The 14092-nt window shown below is 73.9% G+C and carries 1 protein-coding gene (cut by both window edges); it reads left to right on the forward strand.

This entire window lies inside a single protein-coding gene on the forward strand: locus tag ACFYMO_RS00005, encoding a lonely Cys domain-containing protein. The 62922-nt coding sequence extends 35202 nt beyond the window's left edge and 13628 nt beyond its right edge, so the window shows coding positions 35203-49294 (codon 11735, complete, through codon 16432, partial); the first codon wholly inside the window starts at position 1. The start codon and the stop codon both lie outside this window.

The following is a 14092-nucleotide window of genomic DNA, read 5'->3' on the forward strand; positions in this document are numbered from 1 at the left end:
GCGCTGGAGCAGATGTGGCGCGGCGACCCGAGGCTGAGCGAGGCGGGGCTCTTCACGCTCGACGCCTTCCAGCGGGCGGTCGCCGCACACCCGGCCGGCCGGCAGGGTGTGGACCAGGCCGGCTACCGCGACGCACTGGCCGCCGCCGGGGCCCGGCGGGGTATCGGGCTCACCGAGTTCGTCACGATGCCGTCGGTGGAGGCCGCTCTACGGTGGCTGGACGACAGGGACGCAGCCGCCGCCGTCAGCGAACTGCTGGGCAAGCGGCTGGAGAAGCCCACGCCGGCACAGGTGCTGGGAGCGTTCTGGGCGCGGGTCAAGGCCGAGGAGGTGCTGGGCCGGGACGGCACCGACCAGGCGGCGCTGGCCCGCCGGGTGCTCCACCTGGACCCCGCCGAGCCCGTGGACGCGGCGCGGCTGAAGGAGCTGGGCCGGACGCTGGCCCGGGCGTTCGCCGAGGGACGCGACGGGGCCGACCCCGATGTCGCCGCGGCGTACCACCTCCAGCGCTCCGGGCTGCTGGGCCGTGCCACCTCCTCCACCACGCTCGGCCTCACCGGCACGGCGAAGCGGGCACGGGACTTCTCCGGCCGGTCGACCGGCCCGGTGGATCTCGCCACCCTCCGCACCGGCGGTCAGGAGTCGGACGCGCCGTGGCTGACCGAGGGCGTCAAGAGCCTGCGCCCTGACCCCTATCTGATCCGGGCCGAGCTGGATCCGGCCGATCCGGCCCACCTCGTGCTCGCGGCCGGGGGCCGCACCTGGCGGGTGACGCAGCGGGAGTTCGTCGAACTGATCGCGGAGGACACGGTCCTGCAGAGCATTCGGGACGATCTCCCCAGGCGGTCGTCCCTGCGCGTCGACGTCGTGCTGGACATTCCGGAGCTGAACCGGCGAGCCCCCGAACTGGCGGGGCTCCTCGCCCAGCGGCTCGGCCGGCACGTGTGGGCGACCGGCCTGCCGACCTCGCTGCACGAGGGCGGCCGGGACGGCAGCTCGATACTCGGCGTGCCGGACCGGGGCGCCGCTTCCGGCACGTCCCCCGACGCCTGGACCGAGAGCGTGCCGCAGGACCCGGCCGAGCCGGTGGAGTCCCCGCGTTCCCTGCCGGACCCGGTGCCGCCGCACGCGCCGCTGCCCCGCGAGGAGAGCCCGGCCCGCCCCGCCGCTCCGCCGGCGGCGGGGGCACGTGCCCAGGAGCCGGGCATGCGCCAGGCCACCGGCCTCGACCTCGCCGGCGGGGACGACGCGGGCAACGGGACCGACGCGGAAGCCGGATACGACTCGGACCGTGTGTCGGACAGGGACAGCGAAGTCAGCTCTGTCTTCGACTCTGTTTCCGACCCGTCCTCCGGCACGGACACGGAGAGCGAGCCGGACGCCGAAACCGCCGATCAAGACGGAGCGGCCGACGGCAGAAGCACTCAGCGGGCGCCTGGGGATGCTGCGTTCCCGGCGACCGTCCCGGTGGCTCCCGAGATGATGCCGGTGGGCACGGCCAGGGGCCCGGTCTTCACCGCGCCCGCCACCGCACCGGCGGCTCCCGCCCCGGCGCCGTCCGCCGACCCGACCCCGCGGCTGCCGCGTTACCTGCCGACCCTGCGTTTCCGGACCGCTTCCGCCGATCTCCAGGCCGATGAGCGCGAAGAGGTCGAGAACTACGCCCGGCAGACGGCGCGGGTCGGCTGGGCGCACTGGATGCTGGGTGTGGCACCCTCGCCGATCGAGATCACCGGCTACAGCAACGGACTGGGTGGTCTCAGCCGGAGACCGCTCGCCAAGCGGCGCGCGGCGGCCGTCAAGGCCGCGTTCCTGTCCGTGCTGGAGGCGGAGCTGACCGCCCTGCAGCAGAATCGCCCGACGGGCCATGCCCCCCTGACCGTGGCGGACTTCCCCGTCCGGGCCGAGCCCAACACCTGGTACGGCGGCCCGGGCTCCGGTGACGCCGGAGCGATGATCAGGCCCGAGAGCTTCGCGGGGACGAGCACGCTGACCGAACTGGCGGAACGGGAGCAGGCCAGGTTCGGTGGGGAGCGGCTGAGCGCGGACGAGCAGGCACGCCGGATCCTCCATCTGGCTCCGGACCGGCCTGTGGACGACGGGATCCGCGACGCGCTGTACGCGCTGGTGGGCCAGGCCCGGGCGGCAGGCCGGGCGAGGACCATGGGCGAGGTGGCGGTCTTCCACCTGAGCCGGCCCGGTGTGCTGGAGCGGCTGGGTGTCCTCGCCGACAACCGCCCGGATCATTTCGTCGAGGACGGTCGCCGGACATTCGGCCTGAACGGCGCGGTCGCCGGGCCGGTGGAGAGGGCCGGTTCGTCGGTCGCCGTCCAGCGGCGGGACGCCGACGGACGCAACGTCGACGCCGCCTCTCTCCGGGCTGCCCCCTGGACGGGGCCCCAGCAGAGCTATGTGCTGGCGGCCGGCCGGTTGTCGGGCACGGTACGCATGCGCCACCCGGACGGGTCCTCGCGCGAGTGGAGCATCGAGGAGACCGTCGAGCATCTCGCACGGGACCTGGAGCACGAAGGTGTGGACCCGCGCGCTCCGATCGTTCTGGCGCTGTCCTACGGAACCCGCCACAACCGGATGCTGATGCGGCAGCTCGCGCACCGCACCAGCCGCACGGTGTGGGCCCACAGCGGCGAGGTGGAGCTGGACGCTGCCACGGGCGCCATCCAGGTGGTCCACCGTGCGGGGCAGCCCCAGGGTGACTGGATCTCCCTCGGGCCCGACACACCGCTGGACGAGGCCGCGCCGGATTGGTACTTGCAGGCCGACGAGCGGCCCGTCGTCGCCGACGGCCGCCAGATCGGTATCACGAGCTTCTCGTCGGGCGAACTGGCCGGCTCGAAGGAGGAGAACGTCCGCTCCCGGAGCCGCGTCACCGCGTTCTCGTACTACAACCCCGCGACGGGCACGCTCTCGGCCGAGTACGAGCTGCCGGTCCCGGACGGTGCCGCTCCGGAGGGCGCAGACCATCTGGCCGGACACGGGCTGCCCGGCCAGGTGTCGCTGGCGATGCTGGACGGCCGCTTCCGCAACGTGGGCGGGCGAGAGCTCGACGAGTGGCTGGGCCGTCTGGAGGGTCTGCTCAAGAGGGCATGGATCAGCCTCGACCGCTGGTGGTCGGGTACCGCCCCGGACAGCAGCGGATCGAGCGTGCGGGCGGGACGCTACGAAGGGACGAGCGCGGCCGTTCCGTTCGTCGCCGATCCGCTGCGGGATCTTTCCGTGGCACAGCGGGCGGCCAACAGGACGCAGAAGTTCGTGCGTTCGGCCGAAGGGATCTCCGGATCGCAGGGCAGGCGGCAGCGTGTGCTGTTGACCGACGCCCGGGGGCGGCGCCCGCGCTGGCGGATCGACCGCCCGGAGCCGGAGGCGAGGCGGGTCGAGTCCTGGGCCCGGATGCTCGGGCGGCTGGAGGCCGGGGAGCCGGCGACGCCCGCGGTCCGCGAGGAGGTGCTGGTCCTGCTCCGCGCGCTGAAGTTCACCTTCGGCAGGGACGTGCAGGACGAGAAGGACTTCCTGGATCTGCTGCGCGGGATCTCGGCTCTGGAGCGGATGTGGTCGAAGGACCAGCGGGCCGCCCGCCTGGGCCCGTTCATGCTGGACACCTTCCGGCACGTCGTCGCCGCGCATCCCGAGGGCCGCCGGGGTGTGGATCAGGCCGGCTACCGCGCGGTGCTGCGTGCTGCTCGGCTCGTGATGCCGAACACTCCGCTGACCCGCTTCGTGGCGATGCCCGCGGTGGAGGATGCCCTCCAGTGGCTGCAGACCGAAGGATGGCCCGGCGGCTCGCACGACCTGGTCACGAGGGTGCTGCGGACGCCTCTGGGCGGACCGGCGCAGACCGCCCGGATGTTCTGGGCGCGGGTCAGGACGCACGAACTGCTGCGGCGGCCGGGCGCGGACGAGGCCCTGCTCACCCGGCGGATACTCGGCATGGAGGCGGCCGCCGATGTCGACGACCGGGACCGGGCCCGGGTGCGCACGCTCCTCACCCAGGCGTTCGCCGAAGGCCACGACGCCACCGACTCCGACGTCGCCGTCGCGTACGCGCTCAAGCGTCAGGACCTGCTGAGCCTTGCCACCGCGCTGTCGACCGTGGGCCGCGACGACCACCGGGGGGCGGGACGCGACTTCACCGGAGAGGTGCCGCAACCGACGATGGATCTCCGGCAGATCGGGACGCGCGAGGGCCGGCGCCCCGCCCCGTGGCTGGGCCGGAGCCGGCTCGGCGCGCCCCGCCCGGTGCCCTACGTGGTGCGGGCGAAGGCGGACCCGGCCGAACGGGACCATCTGCTCCTCACCGGCCAGGACGGTACCCGGCGGGTGACCCACGGTGAGTTCATGGCGCTGCTCGCCCTGGACCCCGCCCTGACCGGTGCGCAGGACCCCGCTGTGGGAGACGCCTCGCTGACCGTCGATGTCGTGCTGGACATCCCGGGGCTGGGGGACCGGGCTCCCTGGCTGGCGGCAAGCCTCGCCCAGCACCTCGGCCGACGCGTGTGGGCCACCAAGGCGCGAATCGGGTTGGCCGAGGCCGACGACGCCACCTCGATGCTCAGCCTGGACGCCCCGTACACGGACGACATGTGGACGGAGTACCAGCCCGTCGATCCCGCCCACCCCGTGGCGGCCCCGCGCGCGGTGCCGGACCCCGTCCCGCCGCACGCGTCGCTGCCGGGTGAGGAGGGAACCGCCCCCGCGCGGCCCTCCCTGCCGACTGCCGGTGTCCGCGCGATCCCGATGGCGCCCGTGGCGGGGCCCGTACCCGTCACCGAGGCCGCGGCCCCGCATCCGGCAGCCGAGGCCGCGGTGTCCCGTCCGGCTCCGCGCCCGGCCCCGCCGGCGGCGCTGACCCTGCTGCCCTTCGCGTCCTCCTCCGCGCGGCTGACCCGGGAGCAGGAGGCGTCGATCGTCCAGCTGGCGCGCCGGGTGGCGGCGCTCGACCCGGCCAACCACCTGGACGTGGAGATCACCGGCTACGGCAGCGGTTCGCGCACGTCGCGGAGCCGGTCCGTGCCGAACCGGGCAGCAGAGCGGGCGGAGGCGGTGCGCACCGCGTTCACCGGGGCGCTGGAGCGGGAACTGGCCGCACGCCGGCCTGAGTGGTCGCCCGCGCAGGTCCGGCAGCGGGTGGCGGCGGTCGTGACCGTACGCGACGGCGGCGCGGAGCAGGGGGCCGTCCCGCCGGTGCTGGCCGACGGCGACCAACGGGACCAGGCGCTGATCCGGGTGGTCACGGTCTCCGCCGAGGAGGCGGAGCGGAAGCTGGCGGCGCTGGACCGCACCGACCCCCGGATGTACGGCAAGGCGCCGTCCAGTCCGGCGGACCTCGCGCGCCGGGTGCTGCAACTGCCCCCGGACGCGGTGGTGGACGACTCGACGAAGCGGGCGCTGGCGGCTCTGCTCGGGGAGGCCGAAGCGGCCGGACAGGCCCGTACCCTGGGTGAGCTGGGTGCCTATGTGCTGCGCAAGCCGGGGGTGCTCGACCGGCTGGGCTGGATCGCCCCGAAGCGTGCGCGCCGCTTCTCCAACCGGCTGGGCGTCCGGGTCCCCGGACTGAACTGGGGCCGCCCGGAAGCGGGTGCGGGCAGCCTCGGCGCGCGCGAGACCCCGGACCGGGAGCAGGTGCGGCTGGACGCCACGGAGATCGAGGCGTGGCTGCTGTCGGCGGAGGGCCGGGTGGTGGACCGGCGGAACAACTCCGACACCCTGCCCTGGAACACACGGATGCGGCCCTACGTCCTGGTGGCCGACGGGCGGCTCGGCGCGGTCGCGATGCGGTTGCCGGACCGGTCGGTCCGGGAGTTGAGCATCGAGGAGGCCGTCGCGGTCGTGGCGGCGGACGTGGCGCGGGAGAAGCTCGACAAGAGCGTCCCGCTGGTGGTGGTCACCCCGTTCGCGACCGCTCATGACCTGATGCTGCTGCGGATGCTCGCGGGCGAGACCGGCCACCAGGTGTGGGCCCACAGCGGGACGATGACCTTCTCCTACGACAGCGGCAGGCTGCGGGTGATCTTGCGTGCCGGTCAGTTCGTGAGCGACTGGATCGGTGTGGAGCCCGCCATGGCTCCGGCCCCGGGCGACACACCGCCGGCCGAGGACTGGTACTGGGAGCAGCGCAACCAGGTCATCACCAGCGAGAAGACGGGGCGGCCGCTCGCGACAGCGTCGCTCGACCCTGAAGCGCACAACGCGCAACTGGAGCAGTTCGTCCCCCTGCTCGATCAGCAGAAGACGTTCTGGCACTTCAACCCCGCGACCGGCACCTTGCTCACCGAGGAGCCGCTGCCCACGCCGCCGGGCCTCTCGGAGAAGGACGCGGACCATCAGGAGGGGCACGGCAGCCCCGGCGTGCTGCAGCAGTTCCTGTGGCGGGGCGGCTCCGTCGAGGTCGACGGGCAGCGGATCGAGAGCCTGGCCGCCCGCTTCGCCGAGCTGTTCAAGGGACGCTGGCACGGCATGATGCGCTGCTGGGCGGCTGTCGCCCCCGACGTCAGCGCTCCCGGCGGCAGCCGGGGACACGGGGAGTCCGCGCCGGTGCCGTTCGTCGTGGATCCGCTTCGCGATCTCTCCGCCGGCCAGCGGACGGCCAACGGCATGCGCCGCTATGTGCGCGGTGCCGAAGGCCTCTACGTTGCTCTCAACCGAGGCGGCGGCGAGTGGTCCCACGGTCTGTCCACCGATGCCCGCGGCCGCCGCCGGCGCTGGCAGATCTTCCGGCCCGAGCCGAGTGGTACCCGACTGGACGCGTGGGCCCGGGAGCTGGGGTTGCACACCGGAAGCGGCGAGGCGACCGCCGAGGTGCGTGAGCAGGTGCTGGTCCTGCTGCGGGCGCTGAAGCTGACGTTCGGCCGGGACGTGGAGGACACGGACGGGTTCCCGGACCTGCTGGCGGGCGTCGCGGCGCTGGAGCGGATGTGGGAGACGGAGTTCGGTGCCGCGGGCGGCTTCACTCTCGATGCCTTCCGGCGGACCGTCGCGGCTCACCCGGAGGGCCGGCAGGGCGTGGACCGGGTCGGCTACCGCGCGGTGCTGGAGGCCGCCCGGGAAGCCGCTCCGGACACCGCGCTGACCGCGTTCGCGCCGCTGCCGACGGTGACGGAGGCCGCCGCCTGGCTGACGCGGGAGTGGGGCTCCTACGAGTCGGCGACCAGGACGGTCCTCCGCCCGGCGGACACCGGCGTACGGGAGGTCTCCCGGCTGTTCTGGGCGGCGGTCAAGACACACGACGTGCTGCACGGGCTCGGCCAGGAGGAGCTGGAGGCCCGCAGCAGCAGGGTGCTGCACCTGGACGCCCAGGGCGAGACCGCGGACGACGCGCACGTCGGAAAGATGCGCTCCCTGCTCACCCGGTCGTTCGCGCATGGCCGCGACGCCGCGGACCCGGACGTGGCCGCCGCCTACCACCTCGACGAGGGCGGGCTCGTCGAGGACGGGACGGCGCTGCCCCCCACCCGGTACACCGACGGCACGACCGGGGAAGGGCGCGACTTCCGCGACGAGGCGCCGAGTGTGGACCTGACACGGGTCGAGAGCGGGGACGGCACCCAGGAGCCGGCCCCGTGGACCGGCAAGGGCCCGGACGCCAACGACACGCCGCCGCCCTACCTGGTGCGTGCCGTGGTCGACCCGGCCGACACACGGCACCTCCTCCTCGAATACAGCGGCATGACCCTGCGGGTGACGCACGGCGAGTTCGTCGAGCTCCTCGCCGCGGACCTCGTGCTGCGCGCGAAGGAACTGCGCACCGGCCTGGTGCTGGACATCCCCGAACTGGACCGGCTGGTGCCCGGGCTGGCGAGCCGGATCGCGCAGCACCTCGGCCGGCACGTGTGGTCGACCGCGCTGCCGACCGGTCTCTCCAGGAGCGGCGGGGACGGCAGCTCGCTGCTCGGCACGCGGCACCCGTCCGGTGCTTCCGGCACCGCCTCCGTCCCGGCCTGGACGGAGAGCGTGCCCGTCGACCCGGCGGAGCCGGTGGAGGCCCCGCGCCCGGTGCCGGACCCGGTGCCCGAACACGCGCCGCTGCCGGGCGAGCCCGCCGCCGTGCTTCCGCGGCGCCCGGCCCCGACGGCGCCCGCCGCACCGGCCGCCTCCGGGACGGGAAGCATGGCCGCCACCCGGGTCATCACCATGGCCAGGACGGCAGATGTCTCGCCGGGTCCCGCGGATCGCGGACGCTCGGTCACCACGTCGTCCGACGCCGCTTCCACAGCGTCCACCGTGTCCACGGCCCCGGAGTCCTCGGATTCCTCCGTTTTCTCGCGGCCCTCCCGCTCCTCGTCGGCCTCGTCCGGGCCTGGGCCCGACGTGCGAGCGACCGCCCGCAAGGCGGCCATGACCCGGTCCGGCACCGGCGAACCGATGCAGGGCCTGGAGACGACCGGCGGTGCGCCGAGTCCCGCCCCTGCTCCCGCGCCGCACACCGAGCCGGTCGGCGCCAGGCCGGTGCAGCCGCTGCCGAGGGCGGTGGTCATGCCGATCGTCGCGGGCTCGGCCACTCCCCAGGACTCCCCGGCCAACCGGCAGTTGGCGGCCCAGGTGGCCATGACCGGGCTGCGCAACCGCGCGCTGCGGGTCTCCCTGCCGGATGTCTTCGTCACCGGGTACGGGGCCGACGCGCCGCGCGGCACCGGCCGCACCCCGTTGCGCGGTGCAGAGCGGCTGGGGACCGAGCGCGCGGAGGCCGCCCAGGAGGAGTTCCTGCAGTTGCTCGACGAGGAGCTGACGAGCCGGCAGTCCGGTGTGCCGCGCGAGCTGCGGCTGAAGGCGGCCGATTTCCTGCTGGTGGCCACCGGGCGGGCCCGCGTGCACCAGGGCGACCCGGTGCTGACCGAGCTGGCGGACGTGGCCGGGAGCGAGGACATCGAACGGCAGGTGACGATCGAGTTCCAGCACGACCGGGACGCGGCGGCCGTCGAGATGCTGGACGAGCTGCGCCGGACCGACCGGCGGCTGGACGGCGCACCGCTGGACCTGGACAAGGCGGCGCGGCGGATTCTGCACCTGGCCGACGACGTGGCCGTGAGCGCGGAACAGCGCGCCGAGCTGTACGAACTGTGCTGGACCGCGGGGCGGGCCGACCAGGTGACCGGCATGGCGGGGCTGGCCGCCCTGCACCTGGAGCGCGGGCTGGGCGTCCTGGCCCCCGACCGCAGGCGCCACTTCCGCAACGCCACCTCGACGCAGCGGCTCCGCGGCCTGAACTGGAGCGAGCAGCAGGTCGCCCACCTGGACACCAGCCGGCTCCGGCTGCGCGACCGGGACGGGACCTCCGCCTACGCGGAACACTGGAAGACGAGGACACCGTGGCGGCAGCACCCGCAGCCCTATGTCGTGGCGGCCGACATGCGGGACGGAAAGTTCGCGGTCCGGCTGGACGACGACCGGGAACTGCTCATCGACTTCGAGGAGCTCACCGAGCTGGTGGCGCTCGACGTGCGGGCCCGGAGGCTGCCGCCGGGTACCGAGATCGTGCTGGCCGTCCCCCACGCCGGTGACGGGCTGCTGCACCACGGACCGCGGCGGCTGGCGGACCGGACCGGGATGACGGTGCACGCGCACAGCGGCGAGGCCCGGCTGACCGAGGCGGAGGGCGCGTCCGCGGTGGTCGTCGTCCGCCACCAGGGCAAGCCGACGGGCGACTGGGTGCCCAGCCGGCCCGGCCTGGGACTCGACCCGCGCGAGGGCGATCCGCTGGCCGAGTTCCGCCAAGCGCTGACCCAGGCCATCATCAGCCTGCGGACGGGTCTGCAGATCGGGCGACGCTCCTTCCACGCGCACAACCTCGTCGACGACAGCTACGAGGAGTCGAGCCGGCACCTCGACACGATCACGGAGGCCGTGCACTACGACCCCGTCGCGCAGATGTACTTCGACCCGTTCACCATGGAGGCCCCAGGCAGCCTGGACGATGCGTTCTTCGAGGACACCCACGGCGATCCGCGTGGGCTGGTCCTCGCCCTGCGCGACGGCCTCACCAGGAAACTGTTCAAGCGCGAGAGCTGGTCCCGGTGGCACCGGCGCAAGAGTGTGACAGAACGGCCCCGCCGCTGGCTGGACATCCAGGGATGCCGGACGGGTGAGTACCGGGATGTCTCCGTACCGGCCGTGCGGGATGCCAACACCGCCGAGGAGACGTTCGTCGGGGATCCGCTCACGCAGGTCCCCTATGGGCAGCGCGTCGCGAACGAGCTCGAGATGCCGGTGCGCGCCAGCACCGGACCCGAGGCGCTCGAGGAGAGGGACGGCCGCTGGGTGCGGGTGCTGCACACCGACGCGTGGGGCCGCAAGAGCCGGATCGTCATCTTCCTGCCGGAGCCCAAGGGCGCCGAACTGGACAGGCTGGCCGAGACGATCGGCTGGCACGACGGCAGGGGGGAGGCGTCCGCGGAGACACGGGCACGGGTGCTGCGCGGGGTGCGGGCACTGCGTCTGGTGTTCGGCTGGAACGTCGAGGCCGAGGCGGCGGACCACGGCGGCTACGCGGCACTGCTGCGCGGGTTCGCGGCGCTGGACGACATGTGGCGCGCCGATGACCGGTTCGCGGACGTGGGCCGGTTCACGATGGACATGTTCCACCGAGTGGTGGCCGCCAGGCCGGAGGGCGGTGCCGATCCGGACGCGGCGGCCTACCGTGCGCTGCTGTCGGCGGCCCGGGCGCAGCCGCCGGGCACGTCGTTGCGGGACTTCGCACCGGGTCTCCCGGCCGCGGTGGACCGGGCGGTCGCCTGGACGCGGGATCCGGGCGTGAATCTGCGGGCCGAGGCCGCCGACCCGCTGCGGCGGACCGAGGACCAGGTGGGGCCCGCGGCGCTGTCGCGGATCTTCTGGGCGCGGGTCGAGGCCGAGGAGACGCTGGAGCGGCTCGGGGCGCAGGACGTCGACGCGCTGATCCCGAAGGTGCTCGGCACCGACCCGTCCGTCGCGCCGGACGAGACGCTGCGCGCGAGCATGCGCGGAGCCTTCACCGCCACGTACGCGGCCGGCTGGGACGGGTCCGACCCCGACGTGGTCGCCGCCTACCGGCTGACGCGGCTGGGGGCCCACGGCACGGACACCGAACTGCGGACGGCCAACACCGCCGAGACGCTGGACATGCTGACGAAGGAGAGCGAGGACAACCGGCGGGCCGGGCGTCGCGCCGAGGACTTCTCCTCCGATCTGTACGACGGACTGGGACGTGACTTCGGGCCCGAACCGAAGCCCGCCAGGGTCGACCTGTCCCAGATCCACACACCGAACGGGCTCGGTAACACGAAATGGATCTCCCCGCGGGACAACGTGACGACGTTCCCGAAGCCGGTCCTGGTCCGGGCGGTCACCGACCCGGGCCGTCCGGGCATCTTCCGCGTCCGGCTGGACAACGTGGACCACGAGGTGTCGCTCGATGTCTTCCTCGAACTGCTGGCGACGGACCGCGAGCTGATGAAGGCCGAGGTCGATGTCCCGATCGTGCTCGCGCTGACCGGGCTGGACGCCGATGCCGGGAGGACGGCGCGGCGGTTCGCCGACCGGCTCGCCCGAACGGTGTGGTGGACGCGAGAGCCGGTGGACCTGTCGGAGACGGGTGACAGCGGACTGCCGGTGCTCACGGTGCGCCCCGGCCCGCCGGGGTCGTCCGTGCCCCCGGACGGCGGCTGGCGGCGGACGCTGCCGCGTCGCCGCGGCACGCAGGGCGGGCCGTCGTCCGTGCCGCGCTCGGCGGCGTCGTCCGCTCCCGAGACCTCGCGGGGTCCCTCGTCCGCTTCGCCGACCGCGCCCTCCGTGTCGTCGGACCCGGCACGCGCCGGGGTGCGCGCGGCCCTGGGCGGGGTGACCGCGGACGAGCTGTACGCGCGGGACGTCTTCGACCCGGAATCGGAAGCGGAATCCGAGGACGAGGCCGTGCTCTCGGACGACGGCTCTTCCGTCGCCTCGGCGGCGGACACCCTCGCGACCTCGGTGGACGATTCCTCCGTCGGCCCGGGCGACGGGTCCCCGGCCGCCGTCCGCCGACGGGGGGACCACGGCCGGGAGGAGGCGCTCGGCCGACGTCGGGCACGGGAGCTGACCCGCTCCTCGCAGGGACAGCGGATGCCTGGACTGGGGGCGGCCGCTCCCAGTTCCCCGGCCCCGGCGTCGCCCGTCGCGTCGATGTCTGCCCCGGCGTCGCCCGTGCCGGTACCGACGGTGGCACTGCCGGCCCCTGGAGTCTCGACCCTCCCGCCGCCACGTCCGGTACCGGCCGCCATGATGGCGCCGTTCGCACCCGCCAGCGAGCAGTTCGCCGACGAGGGGGCCGGTATCGGGCGGTTCGCGCAGCACATGGCCAGGGTCGGGCTGCGCAATCACCAGTTCGGAGTGGCGCTGCCGGGCATCGACGTCACGGCGTACGGCGCCGACGCCGTCCACAGTGGCTCGGACAGGCGATGGCGAGCGGCGGCACAACGATCCGGTGAGCGGCGGGCGGACCGGGCGGTCGAGGAGTTCCGGCGCCGTCTGCAGACCGAACTGTGGGACCTCCAGCGCGGTCTGCCGGCCGGGGTCCGCCCGCTCAGGGCCGACGACTTCATCATCACCTCCCGGGGCGGGATCAGCGTCCCGGACGACGTCTGGGACCGGACGCTGCCGTCGCGGGTCGATCTGCACGCGGCGAGGGACCGGCAAGCCACCTTCGAGGTGCTGCTGCCCCCCGAGGCGGAGGCGGTGGAGCTCCTCAACGGGATGCACCGGCGCGACCGGCGCTGGGACGGGGCGCCGCTGGATCTGAACCATCTCGCCCGGCAGGTGCTGCATCTGGAGCAGGACGCGGTCGTCGACGCCGCGGTCCGCGAGCGGTTGCTGGCCCTGGTCGGCCGCGCCCTGAAGGCGGGCAGGACTCACGGATTCGCCCAGCTGGCGGCCTTCGACCTGGAAGAGCGCGGCGTCCTGGACCCGCGCCGGAAGCAGCACTTCACCATGGGCGGGGTTCGGGTTCCCGGCCTGAACTGGACTCCGATAGAGAGCGTCGAGCTGAACACGGCCATCCGGTTCACCCACTGGGAGCTGGCGGTTTCTCCTTCGGGTACGGCTTCGCCGGTGGGGTCGGTACCCGCCTCGGGCGCCACCTCGCCTGCCGGTACGGCGTCACCCGTCGGTACGGCGTCGCCTGCGGGCGCGGCGTCACCCGCCGGTACGGCGTCGCCCACGATCCCGGCGTCGCCTGCTGGGGCGGCGTCCCCCACGGGCGCGGTGTCCCCGGCTCCCGCGCGCAACACGAGCCAGGAGCCGACGGTCCCCTGGGACGACAGCCCGGCTTCGAGGCCCTACGTGGTGGCGGGAGTGGGCGGACCCCAGCACGTCGTGGTGAGCCTTCCGGACGGCTCCGAGCTGACCGTCGGTTACGAGGAATTCGTCGAGCTGATCGCGGCCGACCCGGCGCTGCGGGCCCTGCCGCCCGACAGCCCGATCGTGCTCGCCGTCCCGGACGCCGGTGCCGTGCTGCTGGACCTGCCCAGGCTGCTGGCCGAGCGGACCGGACGGACGGTGTGGGCCCACACCGGGAAGGTGCTGCTCGGCAAGAACACCCACGGTGAGTTCACCGTCGACACGTGGCACGCATGGGGCCGGCGGCAGGGCGACTGGGTGAAGAGCCTGCCCGGTACGGCATGGGATCCTCGGGACGGCGACGCGCTGGGCTGGTTCCGCCACGTACGGTCCCACGCCGTGATCAGCCGGACCACCGGTCTGCAGATCGGCCGCTCCTCGCACGACACCCACGACATGGTGTGGAACGGGTTCGAGGACCAGCAACGGTATCTGGACCAGATCACGACGTTCGTCCATCACAACCCCGTCACCGGGGAGTACTCCGACGAGCTGCCGCTGCCCGGGCTCGGCGACGAGAGCGACGCCACCCACGAGGACACGCACGCCGGCCCCGAGGGGCAGAAGCTGAAGACACTCGACGGCCGGGGGTTCGTGCTCGCCGGACGCGCGGAACTGCGTGCCTGGTACCGCCGCAAGAGCGTGACCGGTAGCTGGATCTCGATCGGGGGGTGCTCGGTCGGTGCGTATCTGGACGCGTCCGTGCCGTGGATCAGCAACCTCACCACCCATG

The sequence above is a fragment of the Streptomyces sp. NPDC007025 genome (assembly GCF_042869455.1).
Taxonomy (GTDB): domain Bacteria; phylum Actinomycetota; class Actinomycetes; order Streptomycetales; family Streptomycetaceae; genus Streptomyces.